Consider the following 20,758-nt stretch of genomic DNA (forward strand, 5'->3'; position numbering starts at 1 on the left):
TCATAATTGGGGTTAATAATTAAGGTTAAGTTTTTTAAGTTTTCAATGCAAGATTTTTATAAGTTACTTCGACATATAAAGTGTGAGAACTTATATTATATATAATCTGAGGAGGTTTTTCTCTTGAGCTTAACTCCTGTTGATAGAGCTAGTATTAGGGGTGTTTTTACGCAGCTAAATCCTTTTGGGGGCTTTAAAAGAACTCAATTAGATGCTACAGAGAGAGTCTCTATCTCTTCGTCCGCCGCGCAAGCTTCGGAGCAGCCAGGCGAAATAGAACCGACACAAACTTCGGGCTCTCAAACTGTTGAAGATGGTCTCCCGATGCCTGACGCTCAAGATATGGTTCCTTCTGAAGGTAAAATGACACTTCCTCAAACAGTTGATAGTCTTATTTTTCAGCGATGTGTAGAGGTTAGAGAAGATAGAATATTTCATGAACATATTGTTTATGGACATTTGGATAAATCTTTTTCGGCTGATGGGATGAGTAAAGAAGAATTTAATAAATTGCTGGGGGTGGATGTCTCTAAAATATTTTGGCATGAAATTACCATGGGAAAAGGTGTCATAGAAAATAAAGATGAGCTCTTAGAGATTTTAAATCATGTTTTAGATTCTATGAGCATGACAGGGGAATATTCTTTTAAGGCTTTAGCGGAAAGTAAGATGCTTTTAATTGTTGCTCCTAAGACTTTAGCTTCAGGTGTAAGGGAGATGAATTGGCGAGATACAATGCTTACAGAAGGTTCAGAAGACTATAATCAATATATTGCTCGGGCTTTTTATTATGCGCAAGTATCTTCCAAAGATAAAAAAGTAGAAGGGTTTTCAGATCTTGATGCCAAGGGGTGGGAGATATTTACAATGGGTTTGCTTAATCATTTCCTGAAAGATGGAGGCAAATTAATTGGGTATGATAAAATGAATAAACTTTTGCTTTCTGATGGTTGGACGGCATGCCGTTTTTCTTCAATTCTTGAAAGATATTATCTTGATAAAGATTATATGGCAGATTATTTAAAATTAAATAGTGATTTTGACGGGTTGCTGGGATCACAGAAAGATTTAAGAGAATTTAGAAAATGGGCCAAAAAAGAAGGGGTGGCGGGTAGAATTGATGCTGTAGATTTTGATGCTAACGCGAAGACTCACGAAGGAGAAGATGTCCTCGCTTTAATTTTGAATGGTTACAAAGCAAATGGCATTGATTGGGTTGTAGATACGTTGAATATGTATAAGACAAAAACCGTTCAAATAGTAGGAGGTAGTGGTGCGACAAGTACAACTGATGTGCCGAGCGAGCCTATTGATCCAGGGGAGGAGGATATTTCGGTAAGTGACGATTGACGATTGTAATTTGTATTTTGTTTTTTTGTCTTTGCAAATTACAAACTACAAATTACTAAATACTAAACCTGGGGGGTGAATTTAAAAATGGTATATACACCTGCAGCTTCATTGAGTCCTAAAAGTGGAAGCACCAGCAATGGAAAGAGATATGATACTAAGCTTCCGGAAAAAGTGGACAAATTGACTTCTGATGTAAATACTGTTCTTCAGGGAAATGCTTTTAATAGGATGACGCCTGAAGGAGATCCTGTTGACATCTTTGAATTTACAAAGGGGAAGAGGTCTCGTGGAACTGAAAGTATATTAGATAAAATTGCCAAGTTGCTTGGTTTTGCCAAGGAAGATTCGCATACTCTTATTAAAAAAGATGAAAAGGAGACAGTCATTACTCATCCGGTTGACAATATGACATGATTATGTAAAATGAGGGGACAAATATGATTTTTTTATCTTCTATAAATTGGATTACGGTATTTGTTACAATTGCGGTTGTTTTTATAGCTTATAATACATTTCAAATTATCCGTTATACCATCATAAAGAAAAAATCAGAAGAGGCAATGAAAATACTTGATGCCAAAATTACTGATATAAATAAAGAATTAGAAGACGCAAAAAAAGCTTTAAAAGATAAAATTGAAAACCTCAAAAAATAGCTGAAAAAATCCTGAAAATTTCCTTCCAAAAGAACAAAAAAGATACAAGTTTTATCCTTATTCTTTCGATATAAGAATTGATGAGCCATCTTTATCAAATATTAGAACCTCGAAGGCTTTCTGAAGACTTTGAGCGTGATGAATTTGCAGGCGCAGGCGCGCCCCCTCCTTATTTGTTGGCTGAAGAAGTAAAAGTTTTAGAACTTAAAGCTGCTATTCATGTAGATATCTCTAGCATTCGTGCGAGTATAAACAGCACAAACGCTCAAATGATTGAGAATAATTCTTCTGTAAATCTTGCGGAAGAAAATTCTAATTACATTGCCAATCAACCTGTTGATGAACCTGGGTATGCAATTGAATCCGAAGTTCCTCCTAAGTCTAAACCTATGACTACCCCTGAGCTACCTTCTGATGCGGGCATTCAGACTTATAACGCGCCTACTAGCAGCAATAGTACAACAGAAGCTAATGATGACAATTATAATCTTGAAGCAACTTATAATGTTGAGATAAATGGTAATACAGGTGAAACTGTTGTTACAGATCCGGATGGAACAAAACATACATTTGATAGCCAGGCAGATGCTCAGGCTTACATTGATGCAGAAGCAAAAAAGCATGACGGATGTATCATTGTAAATTATACGGAAACAACAACTACTACTCATCATACTGGTGGAAGGGGAAATATGCATGAAGTTTCAGAGACTAATGTTGAAACATGGTCATATGTTTATGATGATGGGGTTAAGGTAAAAACTTTTACGCCTGATAACGATTCTACTTTGTCTTCTGCGGAACAAGCGAATCAATGGCTTCATAACCAATATTATGAAAATGCGGATATGTCTTATGTTTATGATTATTCTCATTGTGAAGGGTTGGATGAAAATAGTTCAACAGCAGATGTTTTGCAGGCAGCTGAGGAAGATTTGGATGACGCCTTTGATAATTATGATTCGGATCAATTCTATTATTATAATGATGATGGAATGATGGTTCTTGATGTTGATAGATTGACAGCGTGGTATGACAAAGTTAGATTGCTTTGCGCGATTCTTGTTTTCTATCAGATGATTATGGAGGCGGAACAAGAATCGCGAGATAGTGTTCTGGAAGAGTTATTGGATCTTCCTGCTGGTGGAGGATTAGATACAGGCACAATTGTGGCCAACAAGATTAGTAATCGTTTAAAAATGGTCTCTGTTGCTTTTGGCGACCTTATGGAACAGATGATGGACTACAATCAGGCTCGATATGATGCGGATGTTGAAGCTGCGAACGCGCAAACTTCAGGCTTTGGGAATACAACATCAGATATGCTTACGGGGGGAGGCCAGACGGTTACTGGACTTGAAATGCAACAGGATGCGGTTGGCAGATATTTAAGAGCGATGAGAACGGTTCTTGATCTGTTAAATAGAACAGTCAATTCAGATAAACCTATGGAATATGATCCTAACGACCCAAATTCTGTTTATAGAGCATTACAAGATAGAGAGACTGTAAGTTTTTCTAAAATACCATCTATTGTTTATAGTGGGGATAATGATTATTGGGAACTTGATGAAGAGAAGCTTTCATCTGTTCGTAAAGGTTTTTATGGGCTTCAAAGCGTTAGGAATATTATTAATACTGTACATGATGCTGAATCAGAAGCTAAAAATTTAATACATAAGGAGATGACCGGAGTCGGAGGGAGGAGCAGAAGCAATCTTGATAATAAACTTTTGGAGATGGACAATCAATATAAAACGATGCTTTTTGAAACAAATATTAGACTTACCCAACAAAAGATGCAGCTTGAAAACAATGTAAGATTTTTGGAGGGTGAAATACTAAAAGCTAGAACACAGAGAGTTTATAATGTTATTTCAAATATTTTTGCTCTTGCGGGGTTGGTCTGCGCTTTTATCCCTGGAGTTGGGACTGCTGTAACCTTACTTCTAGGTTTGGCTGCGGCAGGAATTAAATTGGCAGGAGCGATTCATGCAAACCAAATTGCCGAAGATTATGCGTATGAACCTGATACCCCGTTATATGAAGAGGAAAATTATGATACAGATACTGGCAATCCATCTGTTGATGCTATGAATGGGGCTGCTAATATGGAGGAAGAGATAATAGGACAGGACAATGGAAATCTGATACAAGATGAAGATACAGATGAGGGGCGAGTTGGTTCATGGTGGCGGCAGTCAGGCGTAAATCCTGGAAATTGGTTTACTGATCGGGCAAGTGAAACCTTTAAAGTAGTTAATTATGCCGAAATAGCAAGGCTTCAGCTGGAGCTTGTAAAAATACAAAATCTCAGACGAATAATTGTTTCTCTTCATAAAGAAAAAGCTTCTCTGAGAAATTTGGTCCATATGGAGATGACGGGAGTGGGGGGATATCAAACACCTAGTTATCTTCTTGATTCCGCGCTTGGAAATGAATTTCGTCTCTCTCAATTTAAGCTTGAAACTTTTACCTTTATGCTTAACGAGTACAAAACTGCTGAGAATATGTCGATTGCTAAGGATAAAAGTTTGGCAAGCGCTGTTAACGGTTTTATCCTTTCTGTTGCCATGGAAATTGGATGTGCCGCTCTTGGAGGATTTCTGGGAGATCTTTTTGATAAAGGTAAGAATGTCGCACAGGGAGCTGCGGACGCAGGATCAGAAGTTGCTACAGAGGCAGCAAGAACTCTTTCAGAAAGATTGTTTTATGTGGGGTGGGGAGTTGGTGGCGCTGTAGGGGGTTTTCTTTCTACTTTATTATATGAATTTACCATGGGTTCTTTTTTGTCTTCTTATGGAGATGATGGTGTTCCCGCATATATAAGGGCATTTAGAAGAAATAATCCAAACACTACAGAAGCGCGGTTGGGGAGACTTGAAGCTGAAATTTATGAAGATCTATTGACAAATGGTATTAACAAAAATGTTGGTGACGGATATTGGGCTATGGATGGAGGGTATGTTGCAAGACTTAGAATGGCATTGGCGCGTATTGCCAATCTTAAAAATATTTTGATTACTTTAACTGAGGCAACATCTGAGGCTCGTAACCTTGTTCATCTTGAAATGACAGGAGTTTCAGGCAGGCGTTCAGGCGGGCTCGCAAGAGAAGTTGCTGAAGCTGAATTTCAGGGGTTTATGAAAGTTTTTGATGATTTGGTTCAACTTTTAGGACAGAGGATAGAAGTTCAAAGAAGGCATATAGATTCGAAAAAACAGATAACTGATGCTGCATGGAAACTTGGAATTGATTTGGCTCTTGTTGCGGCTACTGTTGGCGCCGGAATTACAATTTCTCAGGGGGCTTTTTCTTTTATGTCTCCTCTTATGGGGATATTTAATGCTGTATATGATCTAATAATCAATATGATTCGTGGTAAACGTGGAGAAGAATATGTTAATAATTATAACGCGGAATTATTGGCAAATGAATTAAAAAATGAAGATTCCCCAGATTCAACCTGGAGTAAGATTGATGAAATGGAAATGCAGGTATATAGCGATATTTCGACAGATCTTATAGAGGATGTGGGCGCTGGTAGATGGGGGATTAATTCAGGGAGTATCTCTATATTAAGGCACAGGATGGAGAAAATTTACAATCTTAAAGATGTAATAGCAAGCCTGAAATCTGCGAAAGCTGAGATGAGGGCGACCATTCACTCCATAATGTCGGGGGCGGGAGGAAGGGTGGGGAATGTTAGAGGGTTGTTTTCTTCACAACAGATGGCAGCTATGGCGAATATCGGAACACTCTATCAAAATGTTTTAAGTGTTGTCGATGTTCATAATCAGATGAATGCGGCAAAACGGGCGACTCTACAAAGTTTGGTCGCGGTGACCGTTTCAGTTGCCAATCTTGTTCTTGTTTACAAAAGTACGGTTGTAAGAGAAAAGTATCAAGATAATGTGGAGAGCGGTAAAATCGGAGAAAAGGTTTTAGCGGATAAGAAGGTTTTAGCTGAAAGCCAGAAAAATGCGGCTATAGAAGCTTATTCTAAGGGAGATGCAAAACTGTATGATGAGAGCATCAATAATTACAGAAAAACTGCTGCTGATAGTGAGAATATAAAAAGTAATTTGATGAGTAAACAGTCTGAGCGTGAAGAATTGATAGAACAATATCAACAATTTGCTCTTTACCAATTTATAGGGGGACTGGCTGAAAATTGTGCTGTTTTATTGGCCGGGTTAATTTATGATTCCGGATTTGCAAGTAACGGAGCAAGAAAGAGTGTTAAAAAAGCAAGAGAAGAGAGAATGGAACGTAGGGCTGAGTATATAGATGAAATTAGAAACGGATCAAAAAACACTCAAAAAGGCTGGGTGACTGGAGTCACTAAGTCGGAAGCCAGCTCGCTTGAAAGCGCTGTTAATTCAGGTACAAGCGAACTTGACATGACAGCTTCTGAGCTTACAGAGCAACAGAATGAACAGGTTTTAAAAAATATTTGGAACAGTGTTAAAAGCTCTGCCGAGTATGTTGCAGAGTCAGTAAAACAGAAGACTCCTCACACTTTTCTTTCCAGAAAAGACCCGAAAAATAACATTCCTCATCCTGTTGCCCCTCCTCCCGTACCCCCGAAAGAGAGTTCTACCACGGGAGAAGTTATTCAAAGTAAAGAGAATAATAGTCCGAATACCAGGGTTTTAATAGAAAGGATGGATCAGGTTATTCAAAAAATGGGTGAATTCTTGCAAAAAGTTGGAGAAGGGTACCTGCCTCAATTAGAGCAAAAGATGTTAAACGCGAAAGAAGACTTAAATGTTTTAGCAAGTGAGGGACAAAAGCCTGCCGAGCTTGCAGCCCAGCTTGAGGTGGCAAAAAGTCTCCTTCAAGAGGCAATGGATGCGTGGAGCAAGGCAGTAAAGAAGCATATGGAGGCCCATGATAAATTATCTGAATTAAAGAATACTACTTTAGTTAAAGAAGAAGATATTAAAAAGGCGCAAGAACTTATAAGAGAAGCAAAGACAATGGTTGATGAAGCAAGAGTTAAAGTTAAAGAGGCCGCAAAGGTTGTAAACAAGATTATAGTAACAATAGAAAGAGCAAAAAAAGATGGGGTACAAAAGGGAGCAAAAAAAAGTACGTCAGACACACTCACAGAGAGCGCTGTTTTAAAAGTAGATAATAATCTAAAAGACAAAAACAGAAGACAAAAAAATTTGTATGAGATGTATAAGCAAGAGAGAGATGAGGAAATGGTTGTTATGCAAAAGATAGAATCAAAAGCTGGTTCTATGATGGGAGGGGGGATTGCATAATGGAGATAAGTGGAATAAATTCAGCTTTAAATGCCAAGGAAATTAAAGGGAATAAGGATATGGCTCAGGTTTCCTGCGGGCAGAGTTTTGTTGAGAGTTTTAAAGAACTTGTTTTGCGTACCGACAGAGTTGTTCGTGGGAATGAAACTTATGCCGCGGGTATGAGTAAAAATAAAGCTGAAGATGATTGGAAAAAAGATCCTAAAATAAAAGAAGAAGAAGATTGTATTAATGATATTTTTAAGCGGCTTGCTAAAATCAAAGAGATCCTAAAAGATAAATCCTCATAATAATTTCCTCATGCAAGATTTTTATTTCTAATTCCGATATATATAATGCCATGATAAATGAAACTACAAATTCAACGGTCAGTATGCCTTCAAAATTCTCTCCGGATTCTGGTTCAGAAAATAGCACTTATTCTACTGTTATTGACAGTGTTAACTATGTAATGAGAGATCCTTCTCTTATGGGTATGACTTCTAAGTTTGAAAAATTAAACGATTTGGCGGGAAAAGATCTCCTAGATCAAAGTAAAATGGATTTTATTGCTAGAGCGGCAGAGAGATTTGGAATTCGCGGAGCCAATGTTAATTTACTGGTTTAGAGGTACAAGTTTTTTTGTTTTTGTTTCGATTATATTTATGTTTTAAGGAGGTGAAATAATATGCCGGACGAAAATTCAACGATTACTGAGAACGCGTATAGCATTGCTCAGTATGCTGAAGGAGAGAGAGAAGATATCCTGCAGCAAATTTCAGATCAGCTCACGGAACAAGCAACTGGGGATAATGATACTACTGTTGTATCGGTTGACTTGGGAAATGGCGTTCAGATGGATGATATTACTAATTCTGCGTCAGCCTTGGTTCTTGATGATTATATGAACCAATTGAGCACTTTAGATCAAACAGCTGCTCAGGTAGTAGCTGCAAAGAATAGGTCTGCTCAACAGACAAACCGAATAATGGGATAATATTTTCTAGGCCCTCCCATAAAACGGAGGGCCTTTGACTTTATCCCGAAATAAATCATCGGGATTTAATAAAAAATTAAAAGCTTTTAATTTTTTATTAAATTATATTAAAAATCATTAAAAATAAGGAGTGGATGAGAAATGGCTTTTTCTGTTAAATTTGTTTCTCCTTCTTCGGAAGAGATAAAACATTCATCGGATTTTGATGTTATAAGCACTTCAGAAGCTTTTTTCAATGAGATGTCTTATCTGTTAAAGTCTTATGCTGATCTTTCATTGCATCCTGATTCTACAAAGACTATGAACATTGGCAATGTTAAAGTGACGGCAGCTGAAATTGATTCTCCGGCTGTCTCTCTCCTTCTTCAAGATCGTTTGTCGGTTTTGGAACAAGCCAATAATGCTATTTTGGATATTTGGAACAGCGTTCGTAAACTTGAAGATAAATTAGGAACTTTATAGATGTAGTTAACCTCGATTATGATAATCGGGGTGAATAATCTGGGTTAAGGAGAAAATAGATGTTATATAATGGGATGTTTTTTGGGGACAGTTCAACTCTTCAAAAACCAAGAAAGCCTATAAAAGTAGACAATCCTGATTTTTATCGTTTTTATCTTCACAATAATGAATCTCCCGATGCGTTTAAATGGATAGGAAGCCGTGTCAATTTTCTTATGGAGATGATGAAGTTTTTACCAAAATATGAACAGAGTGGTTATGCGGGAGAATCATCTGATGATTTTTCAGAGGCGCTGCATGAATTCGGTTCCGCGGGAGAGTCCCCTTTTTGGGAGGGGAACGATGAGATCCCACCTTATTGGGATGGGGAAGGGGATCCCCCTGCTGGCGATTATTATACTCTAGGGAGTGATGGCCTTCCTGATGATGAGCGTTCCAATAATCCATTCAGTGGTGATGCCTATTATCCTGAGGGAGAAAATTCGACCAACTATGATACGGATGATTTTACATATGTCGGGCGTGGTTATACTCGTGATCACTTTGGCGCTTGGCATAGGGTGCCAAGGACTAGTGGAGATGGTCTTCCCTGGGGATTTTTTGAAGGGGCGTTTTTTAAGAATTTGAATTTTCATCCAAAGGCTTCTGAATTTAATCATTTTAAAGTTGGAACTGGTGACGATAAATATGCCGGAGTAGAACAGCATGCTTATGATCTTATAGAAGATTATTCGGGAGCTTTTAATGACCGTCCGATAAGTTATAGCAACTTATTTGGATTTGATCCTGAAGATTATTCAGATATTTGGAACTCAAGTTTAACTCTTTATAACAGCAGAAAAGACAATAAAAATACAGTTAAAAATGAATCTGATCCCTTAAAAGTTTTAAGTGGGAGTGTTTATCAAACTCTTAAAAATTTTGGAGACAGGAGTTTTTACCAGTTGGTGATGTCCGGTTTTGAAAAAGATAATACAGACAAAGCGACTCTCAATTATTGGGATACCCATGGAACAAAGGATATTGCCGATGATATTTTATTAAGCGGTGAATCGACAGGGGACGGATATGCAAACGGAGAGAGAGTTTCATGGAAACATGAAGGGACTTTTGCTTATGATGGGATGGGAGGTTCCCATGGGGAGGGCGCTTTTAAGATGATGCTTGGTGTCCTTGAATCTAGAAGAAGAATTTTTAAAACCATGACTGAAATTTTTGGCAATCCTTCAAATATAGGAAGGATAACTTATACTGATAATAAGCTTATAGCTGATCCAAATGATGGGGCTCTTATAAGCGCTTTTGATACTTGGAGCAATAATATTTATCAAGGGTTGCGTGCCGATCCTCATAACCTCTCATTATTGAAGTTATTTTTGGAGATACAACATTCATTTCGTTCAGTTTTGCCGGCATATGGGTTTGATCCTTATTCAAATGATATAGATCCATACGATGATAGTAATGGCGGTTTTTCTTACGATCCGACCTCTTCTTTTGGTGGAATCCCGGGATGGATTTTTTCAGGAGAAGACCAATTAGCTTTTATAAGATTTAATGAATGGTTATATAGCAATGTACATGAATACATGAATTATTTGGATAGTGTTATAGTCGATGAATCTGATTTTTTTGATGAGGAGAAAGATAAACATGTTGGTTTGGAGGATTATAGAAAGAGGGTGGGAAATCTAGTTGATGAGTATTTTGGCGTGAATAATCCTGATGCAACATGTACTAAAGATGATCAAGGGAATGTTACTTCTTATACTTACGGCGATGTTTATGATTGGCAGCCTTATCTTAGACAGACAAAAGATGGAAATGAACAGGGGAAACGTGCCGGATGGGATTTTTACTGCTCTATTTGGGCAAGCGCTGAAGTAGGTGAAAACTTTAATACAAGTGCGCCCAATCCTCATCCGAGATATACTATTTCCCAGCTTAGTGGCGTTAATCTAATAGGGAGTAGGAGTGGGAATGGTTATGTTGATGGTAAGCTTGTAGTTACTGACGATAACTGGTTTGTACATGATGTTATGGGCCTTTTTAGATTTGGGGATAGAGACGTTGGAAGAACTATGTCTAATAATGTTTTTAACAGGAGAAATAGACGGGTTTATAAACAACAGATGCAGGCATATCATGAAATGAAAATGGATTTGCAATGGGGAGAAGCATATGAAGAGGCGCAAAAGGTTAAAAAGATAGCAGAAAAGAGAGCGGATTTGAAGAGAATGGAATCTAATGCTAGGAGAAAAAATAACGAATTAAAGGCCATTGAGAAAAAATCGAGAGAACACAAAGCTTTTCTTAAAAAGCTTGAGTCAAAGCAAAAATCACGTAAGAATTCAAACAAAAAAGAAGGATAACTTCGATAACTTTTTTAATATTCCCACGCAAGTTTTTGGCCATTTAATCCGATATATTGAATATAGAAGGGGTGTATCTTAATGACGACAGACGCTGCTAGTATTACTTCTACTTTGGCACAGGAAAAGATGTATGCCAGTCAAAAAGCTTTGCAACAAAAACAGAAAGAAGAGGAAAAAACGCAAAGTGAGACTTCTGAACATATGTCATCTGTTGTATGGGAGGCCTCTGACAATAAAGATGGAACCAAGACATATAAAATTGGCTTTCAAGATGTTGTTTATATGAGCGCTATTTCTTCTTCCATGGCAGAAGATGAAATTGAATCGCTCTCTAGAAATAAAAGCCTTAAATTTAGAGAAAGAACCATTGAAGTTCTTAAAAATAAATTTATTAAGCTTGCAATGGATTCTTACAGCCATAATTTTTTTGTTTCTCAACTTTCAAAAATGGGGATAGGAATTGTCTCTTTTCAAATGGGGTTACTTGGAGTAAGCGGCATTGAGATACAAGGCTTGCTAAGTGATGCGCGAAGAAAAAAAATTGAAGTTATAAAAACTTCTTTACAACAAGTTGCGAGTGAAAAAGTTTTATTTGGCATAGTAACGGGAGCAAAGGTTGTATGAGTGCGAAAAAGATAAAGGCTCAAATGCGTGTGTTTCAAGAGATGGAAAGTCAGCTGCTTATGCAGGCTGATAGGGTTGGTGTCAGGGATGATTTTATGCCAAGCAGATTGAAAGAGATGGAATATGACAGTTTAAAAAAACATATACTCTCTTTTTATGCTGAGCGTTCAAACCTTGAATATGAGATGCAGATGTTTGGAGTTGATAAAAAAGAAGTCTTGATTAAAATGGAAAAATTGGAAGTGTATATAAGGCGCGCAGAACGTTTAAGAGAATTATATGATAAGTATTTTCAGAAAAGTTCAGAAAAGCAGAATAAAGATAAAAGTATTATAGAAAAGTCAATATCTAAAAATAAGATTTCTGTTTCTATTGGAGATGATTAAATGAAAATTTCTGCTTGTATGATTGTGAAGAACGAAGAAAACGTATTAAAACTTACTCTGCCTGATTTATCCCGGGGAGCAGATGAAATAATTTTGGTTGATACAGGGTCAACAGATGGGACTATTGAAGTTGCAAAGCAGTTTGGCGCAATGGTTTATCATTTCCCTTGGACAGATGATTTTTCTGCCGCAAGGAATGAATCTTTAAAATATGCGACAGGGGACTTTATTTTATGGGTTGATGCTGATGAGTTTATTGCGGAAGAAAAAATTCAAAAGCTTCGATCTGTTTTATTAGATATCAAAGAAGATGCTTTTTATCTACCTGTTTATGAAGCAAAATTTGGGCAAAAAGAGGGAACTAAGTTTTATTTCAGATTAAAAGGTTTTAAAAATAAGAAAGGGATTCATTTTGAAAGGGCTTTTAATGAACAGGTTTATGATTTATCACATCAGCTTGTTTCTTCTTCTTTATTCCTTGGGGGCATTGAAATTTTTCATTGGGGGACAGATTTGTCAGAAGAAAAAACCAAACTTAAAAGAGAGAGAAATTTAAGAATATTAAAGAAAAAACTGCAAGATGAACCAAATGATCCTTATTTTCATTTTATGCTGGCAAATAATTATTATGAAACAGGCTGTTTTGATTTAGCCTTTGATTGTTATGGTGAAGTTGTCAAACTACTTCCTAATAATCACATAGCAATTTCTTCAAGAATTAAAAGAGCAAGAATTCTTGTAAAACAAAAAAAATTCCAAGATGCTTATGCCGAATTAAAGAGTGTTTTGAATTTAGATAGCACAAATGCCGAAGCGTTTAATCTTATTGGAAGCATATATATATCGACAAACAACCTTCCTTACGCAATTAAAATACTTGAGCACGCGTCTACTCTTGTTTTGCCCCAAAAATCTTTGAAAAGTTTTAATGTTGATGATTATACGTTTTTACCCAGGTTCCTTCTTGCGAATGCTTATCTTTTAAACGGACAAAAAAAGGAAGCTTTAGAAACTTTTACTGCGGCGTATGAATTTAAACATGATGCAAATGTTTTGCGTAGAATTGAGAAATTGCGTGTGGAGATAGAAGGAGACAAGTCAAATGGGCGTTAATCCTATTATAGATAATGCAGCGACTCAACAGACGGCGGTTGCTTTAAATAATAGTGTAACAGTTGAGTTAAAAGAGCTTGAAAAAAAAGGTCGGCAGGAACCCGGCAAAAATAAAGTTCAGAGTTCTTCTGATATCTCAAAATTAATTCAAGATGGAATTAATCCCAGCAAGGCTGGGATAGATATTCTTGCGAGTTTGGCTTCTCAGCTTGCTGCGACGGGGGTCTCTCTTGATCCCGAGAAGTTTTCCGGAAAAGCAAAAAAAGAACTGGAAGATCAATTTGGAAAATTGTTTTCGCCTGATGAGAGTTTTAGTGATATGGTCCAGGTAAATACTGTTTTGAAAAAAGCAAAAAACTTAAATAACAATCAGGATCAGAACGGCAATAGAGGCAATGCCAGCGCTATAAACATAGATAGTGAGACGCAAGGTCTTGTTAAGGAGTATGCCGCTTACTATGCCCAATATATAGTCAGCAATTCGCAGGAGTTGAAGAAAAAACTCGAGAAGATAGAATCTTTGTTGCAGGAAAAAGGATTAACCGCCAAAGATTTTATATCTATAAAAACTTCTGTAACAAATTCGATGCGCGCTGAAATTAAACAACAAATAAGGGACGCCTTTTTTAATACGGTTCTCAGCAAGAAAAAAACAATTGAATTTGTAATAAACGAGAAAATGTTAAATCAAGTTTTGGATTTTAGTCTAAAAAAAGGCGTTCATGATGATGCGACTTTACAGCTTTTGGCTGATGGTGTCAGAGAAGAAGCAAAAGAAGAGATTAAGGATTTTGCGAAAAATAAGATGGAAGAGAGTCTGATGGGCAAAATTCTCTCTTCGGATTCTAAGGTTTCTCAAAAAAGCACAGAAGAACTCAAAGAGTTGATTAAATTGGCATCAAAAGTTGGAATTGATTTGAATGAGTTTTCAAAAGACTGGAAAGTAAAGAAACATGATCTTGGATTATTTGTCGCAGATATTCCCTTGAGCGGGGGAGGGTTAAATTCCGATTCGCAAAATAAAAAAGAGAAAAACCCTTATGAATTTACAAAAGATGATGAAAAAGACTTATTGATTAATAGGTTAAGGGCTGTTTATATGCATCGTGCTCTTTCTGGTGATTTAGCATCTATTATGAATACTTATTTTAAAATACGGAGATTGAAAAACGGTTTAATAAAGCTTGGAATTAGTAGCGATGAATTTAAAAATATAGAAAAAGATGGAACGGGTTTGGCCAGATTGAGACTCATCGACATGTTGAAATCCGCATTAGAAGAGAGGGCTACTCTATATGAGTTGGCTGGACCTGCGTTTAAATTGATCGAACATAAGATTAAGGGGATACTTGAAAACATTAAAAGGCTTGGTTGGGATTTAAGTGACACAGAATTTAGTTCGTTAAGAGATAACGCAAATATTAAAGTTCTCAATGCGGCTAAAGATGAGTTTTTATCTGTGAGGGCTATTTTAAAAGAGAGTAATAGGCCTGATTTGGATAAGAGATTATCTTTAATATTGAAACTTATGAATCGGTTAAAAGGGGAGTCTAATCTTGATCTTGAGATACCTAAAAGAGAGTATGAATTTAGGGAAGCTGTTTAACCCCGATTATGATAATCGGGGTTGATTTCTGGTTTGACCGTGAATAATCGGGGTTAATTTATTAAAAGAGGTGATTAATATGGCGGTAAATAATGTGGCGATTAATGATATTATGAAGATAATAAAAGATACGAATCCAAAAGATGCTGTTGATAAGATTATTGAAGAGACGCGTTCTCTTATTGCCGAAATTACAAAGCAGATGTCTGAGGCTAAACTTACAGAGAAAAACAAGCTTCGTAAGGTTTTGGAAAAATTGGACGCATTAAAATCAGGCGGCGGTGATTTTAATGGTAAGCTGGAAGATGTTTTGCAAAATTTAAATTCATTAAAAGACCTGGATCCTGAAATTTACAATATGTTGAAACCTGTTATAGACAAATTAAAAGCTATACAACAAGAAAGAGATAAACTTTCTGCGCAGATAATTTATAATCCTGTGTTTGGCGGTACAATCGTTTGATTATTTAACCCCGATTATGATAATCGGGGTTCATACTTTAGGAATTTTACACAGTTTATTGATTTCTGATTTCACCGTGAATAATCGGGGTTAATTTCGGAAGATTTTTTTCTCGTTATAAGAGGAGTGAACTCTTTGTAGTTTAAGGATAGTCCGTTTTTCGCAATAAAACTTACTTCACTTTTTGATAATCTTACCTCACAGCTTTTTTCTTTAAATTTTACTTTTTGCGCAAAGGATAGAAATTCTTTCGCGCTTGTTTTTATGTCATATCTGCTTTTTAATTTTGAATAATTCTTATTTACCTCTTCTTTGAAAGAGTCATAATCATTTAAGATATCTAATATTGCTTTTTCCATTTGTTTTGTGTCGTTTGGTTCAACAATAATGCCATTATTTTGAATCAGTTTTGGAATCGAGTTTATATTTGTGCCTACAACCGGTTTTTTTGATGCCAAAGCTTCTATTAATACATTAGGTACGATATCATTTGAAGACGCGCTTACAATAAGATCTGAAATCTGATATATCTCTTCCATATTTTCTTTGGAGCCTAAAAACAGGATTTTGTCTTCTAAGTTTGCAGTTTTTATGTATTTTCTTAGAAGTTGATAATATAAATCCTTTTCATTATATAAACCTACTATTAAAAATAGCAGGTCTTTTCTTTGTTTTAGAATTTCATTTGCCGCACGAATAAAAACATCCTGTTTTTTTCTTGAGCATATTGTCCCGACAATAGATATGATCTTTTTGTCTGTGGGAAGATTGTTTTTGAGTTTTATTTTTTCTGTATCTTCATCTGTCACTTTTAAAGCGAATTTTTCAAAAGAGATCCCGTTTGTTACAACATTGTTTTTAATGCCGTTTAAAATAGGTTTATAAGTCTTTTGCTGAGAACTTGAATAGAAAAGGATTAAATCTGACACCTTAAACGCGAATAAATGGAGCGTTGAAAAATTTACTTGAGGCCAATCTTCATGTGCGGATAAAATGACAGGCTTTTTTACTATATTGGCAGCATAACATAAATTGATTGTATCCAGAGTATTTGCTACTATAATGTCAAATTTTTCTTTCTTGATATAATTTGACAGGTTTTTTATGTTTTCTCTGTTTGTTTCATGATAATTTTTTATCGTAGGATATATCTTTATTCTTTCATACCAGGATTTTAACGGACCATCAAAAAATGACAATACAGAGATGTCTATGTTTTTTGTTGATGTAAGCTCTTTAATTAATTCAAAAAGAGCAATGGGAGCTCCATCTAAACGAAGATAGTGTGAGACAAAAAGAATTTTCATAAATTTTTAAATATTTTACATCTTAGATGGGGCAATAGCAATGTTTTATTGTATTTTATCTAGAATATATTTTGCAGTAGCTTCTGTCGTTAGGTTTGTTTTTGTATATTCGAAAACTTCATTTAGCAATTCAAAATACTCTTTTCCTTTAAATGGCTTGGAATTTGAAATTTCTCTCGCCTTTAAGACTTTATTTTTTGGGAAATTCCATAGTGTGGTTTTAGGGCAGTTTTCCAAGTCTGTGAAATAAGGCATACAATAATTTCCAAGAATTTCATAATGTCTCATGCAATCCCATCCGACTTTTTTGAAGGTGACCCCATAAAATGATTTATTATAATCTTCGTAATATTTTTTTTCCGAATGTTTAAATAGATATGTTTCTTTTTTGCCGGGAATTACTGTTCCATATTTTTGTGTTTTAACTGTGTTTGTGTTTTTTGTTATTTTGCAGGCGGGCATTGAAAAAGATATTGGGTGTATATTTTTTCCTGACGAATCTTTTTCCATGAGTTCTCTTTTGAAATATGGATGCTTTTCTGATAAGGGGGAAAGAGATGTTTCATCGTTGCCATCTAGCAGTATTATTTTGTCTGGAGGATAGATCTCTTTTGCTAAATCATAATAATCAAGGCATCTTTTAACTGAACCGTATATTATTATGTCAAAATATTTATCTTTTATTTTTTGTGCTATATCTTTTCTGTTAACAGATTGAAATGGTTTATCAATCAGCCAGAAAGAGGTAAAGCCTCCCCAAAGAGCCTTTTCCGGGATTAATCCTTTAAATTCTTTATACAAAGACGGGATTTCAGTGCTGTCTATTAATTCTGATATAATGTTTTTTTCTAAAAGTTCATATAAACCGTAAAAACATAAATCATTTAAGTAATCACTTATAAAGCCATTGCTATGTTTTGCGATTTCCCTGAAATTAGTGACATATAAAATTTTCATTTGTTCTCTATTATAACATTGCCTTGCCAGTAATATTTTGGTTTGTTAAAATGACCACATTATGAAAATACTTTATTGTGCTCATGGACATTTTTGGGGATCGACTTGGCCTTATGCTTTTATTGATGATTATATTATAAAGACCTTAAAAGTGATGGGGCATGAAGTTAAAGTCTTTGATGTTTTTGCTCGTGCCAATATGGTGATACATTATGTTGGCAATTATGCCAAAGAAAAAAAATTAAATGAGTCACAAGTCAAAATGTTGCTTCAAGACCGCGCTACCGCTGATCTTCCTCTAGAAGTTTTAGACTTTAAGCCCGATCTGGTTTTACATATTGTTGGGAATATTTCAAATAGAGTTCTGAAAGTATTAAGGGAAATAAAAGTTAAAACTGCTATATGGTTTTTGGATGATCCTCAAGAAATAGATAACACTTCTAATATGGGCGCCTTTTACGACTATGTTTATACGGTTGAATCTGCTTGTGTTGAGAAACATAAAAATTCAGGCTCAAAAAACACTTCTTTCTTGCCTCTAGCATGCAGCCCTGATGTGCACAAGAAAATAGAAGTTGATGATAAGTATAAATCCGACATATGTTTTGTTGGTGTCCCTTTTCCGCGAAGGGTTGAGTTCTTTGATTTAGTGGCGGACTTCTTAAAAGATTATAATGTGAAAATTATCGGTGGCGGACCGACTATCGGATCATTAAAAGATCCTTGGTTGTGGAAGAAGAAACTAAAAAGATTGGATGTATTGGAGCGGTTTATTGTAGATGATATAGTCCCTCCTTCTGAAGCTGTGAAGTATTATAACGGCGCAAAAATTGTTTTAAATATCCATAGAGCCGCTGTTGATGAGAGGTTTAAAACTGGAAATGCAGAAGGAATAATTCCTACAAGCGTATCTGGAAGGACATTCGAAGTTGCAGGTTGTGCCTCTTTTCAATTAATAGATGATGAAAGACCCAATTATAAAATTCATTTTGAAGAAAATAAAGAGATAGTCTCTTTTAAGTGGGTTGATGATTTTAAAGAAAAAATTGTTCATTATATAAATAATGCGGCAGAAAGAGATAAAATAGCTGAAGCTGCTCAGAAGAGGGCCTATAAAGATCATACTTACCAGCAAAGACTGGATAAAATTATAAACCCCGACGCTTGATTTTTTTGCCATATCCTTTGGTCTGATGGTATAATTATCTTATAATGAAATTAAACGATATAAAACATAAAGAATTAAAAAAATGGATACAAGAGTGCGCGGAGCTTTGTGAACCGGACAACATTTATGTTTGTGATGGTTCGGAAGAAGAGAAAAAAAATTTTGAGAAAGAGGCCTTTAAAACCGGCGAATTGATTCAGCTTAATCAAGAGAAACTACCTGGTTGTGTGTATCATAGAACCCATCCAAATGATGTTGCTCGTACTGAAGACTTAACCTTTATATGTACAAAAAACAAAAGGGATGCAGGGCCTAATAATAATTGGATATCGCCTAAAGAGGCATATAAAAAGGCGGGAGCTATATTTAAAGGATCAATGAAAGGTCGCACGATGTATGTCATCCCATTCTCGATGGGGCCTATAGGTTCGCCTTTTAGTAAAATTGGAGTTGAACTTTCAGATAGTATATATGTGGTTTTAAATATGAGAATTATGACAAGGATAGGGACCAACGTTCTTTATGTTCTTGGAAAAAAAGGCGAGTTTACAAAATGCCTTCACAGTAAAGCGGAACTTGACTTGAGCAAACGGATGATTCTTCATTTCCCGGAAGATAATACCATATGGAGCGTAAATTCAGGGTATGGAGGAAATGTATTGCTTGGCAAAAAATGTTTAGCTCTTCGAATTGCCTCTTATCTTGGGAATAAAGAGGGGTGGATGGCTGAACATATGCTTATTATGGGGGTGGAAGATCCTTCCGGATATATAGCTTATGTGGCGGCAGCTTTTCCAAGTGCTTGCGGCAAGACAAATCTTGCAATGCTTATACCTCCAAAAGGGTTAAGGCACAAAGGTTATCGTATTTGGACGGTGGGGGATGATATATCATGGATGAGAATAGATTCTGACGGCACTTTATGGGCTATAAATCCGGAATACGGGATGTTTGGCGTTGCTCCCGGGACAAATTCTAAAACAAATCCTAATGCTATGATTACTATAAGCAAAAATACAATTTTTACCAATGTTTTACTTTCAAAAGATGGGACAGTTTGGTGGGAAGATGGAGAGGGAGACCCTCCAAAAGAGGGGATTGATTGGATGGGCCGTCCTTGGCGGCCGGGGATGAAGGATGAATTAGGAAAAATCATAAAAGGGGCTCATCCGAATAGTCGATTTACAGCTCCGATTTCACAATGTCCATCTGTTACAAATAGATTAGAACATCATCATGGTGTACCGATTTCTGCGATTATGTTTGGAGGAAGAAGGGCAAAAGTTGCTCCTCTTGTGTATGAAGCGTTTAGTTGGCAGCACGGTGTTTTTGTTGGGGCATCAATGGCATCTGAACGTACTGCTGCTCAGTTTGGAAAACAGGGAGAGCTTCGTCATGATCCTATGGCAATGCTCCCTTTTTGCGGTTATAACATGGGTGATTATTTTAAGCATTGGCTTAAAATGGGGAGAAAGATGTCAAAACCGCCTAAAATTTTTCATGTAAACTGGTTTAGAACGGATAAAAAAGGAAATTTTCTATGGCCTGGATTTGGTGAAAACTTAAGAATTCTTGAGTGGATAATAGCTCGTTGCCGTTATAGTGTAGGAGCAAAAAAAACTGCGATTGGCAATGTGCCAAAACTCGAAGATATTGATATGGCAGGACTTAAAATGTCAAAAAAAGATTTAGAGCAAGCCTTATCTGTTCATAAAAAAGATTGGATTTTAGAGCTGAAAAGCCAGGAAGAGTTTTTTAAAAAATTTGGAAAATTTTTACCTCAAGAAATTTGGCAGGAACACAGAGAATTAAAAAAGAGATTAGGATTTTAAACCTGATCCCGACTTCCGCGCAAGCTTCAAAAAATGTTAAATTCCCTCGTAAAAAGTTGCGATTTGGGTGTTGCAAACTACACTTAATGACAAGATTTCGTATGAAATCATTCACCCCGATTAGGATAATCGGGGTTTGTCGGTTTTATGCATAATGAAGTAGTTTTGATGATTTTTTCTGTCATGTATGATAATCTGATAGAGAAT

At 36.1% G+C, this 20,758-nt stretch carries 18 protein-coding genes; 16 read left to right on the plus strand and 2 right to left on the minus strand.

Translation table 11 applies throughout. From position 1 onward, the window contains the following. Nucleotides 1-123 precede the first annotated feature (123 nt). From A2290_05500 to A2290_05565, 14 genes are all read left to right on the plus strand, one after another. Nucleotides 124-1,350, plus strand: coding sequence for a hypothetical protein (locus A2290_05500; GenBank protein OGC15776.1), 1,227 nt, complete (start codon nucleotides 124-126; stop codon nucleotides 1,348-1,350). Nucleotides 1,351-1,437: 87 nt separating this feature from the next. After that, complete coding sequence (locus tag A2290_05505) at nucleotides 1,438-1,767, plus strand: hypothetical protein (protein ID OGC15777.1); 330 nt, start codon at nucleotides 1,438-1,440, stop codon at nucleotides 1,765-1,767. Nucleotides 1,768-1,790: 23 nt separating this feature from the next. Continuing rightward, nucleotides 1,791-2,009, plus strand: a complete 219-nt coding sequence (locus A2290_05510) for a hypothetical protein (GenBank protein ID OGC15778.1) — start codon at nucleotides 1,791-1,793, stop codon at nucleotides 2,007-2,009. A gap of 80 nt (nucleotides 2,010-2,089) precedes the next feature. Beyond that, nucleotides 2,090-7,282, plus strand: a complete 5,193-nt coding sequence (locus tag A2290_05515; GenBank protein OGC15779.1) for a hypothetical protein — start codon at nucleotides 2,090-2,092, stop codon at nucleotides 7,280-7,282. Continuing rightward, nucleotides 7,282-7,572 (plus strand): hypothetical protein, encoded by a 291-nt coding sequence (locus A2290_05520; GenBank protein ID OGC15780.1) that lies wholly within the window; start codon nucleotides 7,282-7,284, stop codon nucleotides 7,570-7,572. The genes A2290_05515 and A2290_05520 overlap by 1 nt, the downstream gene beginning before the upstream one ends. A 50-nt stretch (nucleotides 7,573-7,622) precedes the next feature. After that, nucleotides 7,623-7,889, plus strand: a complete 267-nt coding sequence (locus tag A2290_05525) for a hypothetical protein (protein OGC15781.1) — start codon at nucleotides 7,623-7,625, stop codon at nucleotides 7,887-7,889. 60 nt (nucleotides 7,890-7,949) lie between these two features. Beyond that, nucleotides 7,950-8,258 (plus strand): hypothetical protein, encoded by a 309-nt coding sequence (locus A2290_05530; protein OGC15782.1) that lies wholly within the window; start codon nucleotides 7,950-7,952, stop codon nucleotides 8,256-8,258. A 141-nt stretch (nucleotides 8,259-8,399) separates the two neighbouring features. Then, the gene (locus A2290_05535) at nucleotides 8,400-8,720 is read left to right on the plus strand and encodes a hypothetical protein (protein OGC15783.1); all 321 of its coding nucleotides are present in this window, start codon (nucleotides 8,400-8,402) and stop codon (nucleotides 8,718-8,720) included. A 59-nt stretch (nucleotides 8,721-8,779) separates the two neighbouring features. Continuing rightward, on the plus strand, nucleotides 8,780-11,092 hold the full coding sequence (locus tag A2290_05540; protein OGC15784.1) for a hypothetical protein: 2,313 nt from the start codon (nucleotides 8,780-8,782) through the stop codon (nucleotides 11,090-11,092). An 81-nt stretch (nucleotides 11,093-11,173) separates the two neighbouring features. Continuing rightward, nucleotides 11,174-11,719 (plus strand): hypothetical protein, encoded by a 546-nt coding sequence (locus tag A2290_05545; protein OGC15785.1) that lies wholly within the window; start codon nucleotides 11,174-11,176, stop codon nucleotides 11,717-11,719. Continuing rightward, complete coding sequence (locus A2290_05550; protein ID OGC15786.1) at nucleotides 11,716-12,105, plus strand: hypothetical protein; 390 nt, start codon at nucleotides 11,716-11,718, stop codon at nucleotides 12,103-12,105. The genes A2290_05545 and A2290_05550 overlap by 4 nt, the downstream gene beginning before the upstream one ends. Then, the gene (locus A2290_05555) at nucleotides 12,106-13,218 is read left to right on the plus strand and encodes a hypothetical protein (GenBank protein OGC15787.1); all 1,113 of its coding nucleotides are present in this window, start codon (nucleotides 12,106-12,108) and stop codon (nucleotides 13,216-13,218) included. Next, nucleotides 13,208-14,824 (plus strand): hypothetical protein, encoded by a 1,617-nt coding sequence (locus A2290_05560; GenBank protein OGC15788.1) that lies wholly within the window; start codon nucleotides 13,208-13,210, stop codon nucleotides 14,822-14,824. Before A2290_05555 ends, A2290_05560 begins: the two co-directional genes overlap by 11 nt. Before the next feature lie 79 nt (nucleotides 14,825-14,903). Beyond that, nucleotides 14,904-15,287: a hypothetical protein gene (locus A2290_05565; protein OGC15789.1), complete on the plus strand. Its 384-nt coding sequence runs from the start codon at nucleotides 14,904-14,906 to the stop codon at nucleotides 15,285-15,287. Between the two features lie 71 nt (nucleotides 15,288-15,358). On the opposite strand, the gene A2290_05570 is transcribed toward A2290_05565, so the two are convergent. Both A2290_05570 and A2290_05575 read right to left on the minus strand, forming a co-directional pair. Next, nucleotides 15,359-16,594, minus strand: a complete 1,236-nt coding sequence (locus A2290_05570) for a hypothetical protein (GenBank protein ID OGC15790.1) — start codon at nucleotides 16,592-16,594, stop codon at nucleotides 15,359-15,361. 45 nt (nucleotides 16,595-16,639) lie between these two features. Next, nucleotides 16,640-17,551, minus strand: coding sequence for a hypothetical protein (locus A2290_05575; GenBank protein OGC15791.1), 912 nt, complete (start codon nucleotides 17,549-17,551; stop codon nucleotides 16,640-16,642). Between the two features lie 61 nt (nucleotides 17,552-17,612). On the opposite strand from A2290_05575, the gene A2290_05580 reads away from it, so the two are divergent. Continuing rightward, nucleotides 17,613-18,719: a hypothetical protein gene (locus A2290_05580; GenBank protein OGC15792.1), complete on the plus strand. Its 1,107-nt coding sequence runs from the start codon at nucleotides 17,613-17,615 to the stop codon at nucleotides 18,717-18,719. Between the two features lie 41 nt (nucleotides 18,720-18,760). Beyond that, nucleotides 18,761-20,551 carry a phosphoenolpyruvate carboxykinase gene (locus A2290_05585; GenBank protein ID OGC15793.1) on the plus strand — a complete coding sequence of 597 codons (1,791 nt, stop codon included), beginning with the start codon at nucleotides 18,761-18,763 and terminating at the stop codon, nucleotides 20,549-20,551. Nucleotides 20,552-20,758: the final 207 nt, after the last annotated feature.

The organism is candidate division WOR-1 bacterium RIFOXYB2_FULL_36_35 (assembly GCA_001771505.1).
GTDB lineage: Bacteria > Margulisbacteria > WOR-1 > XYC2-FULL-46-14 > XYC2-FULL-37-10 > XYB2-FULL-36-35.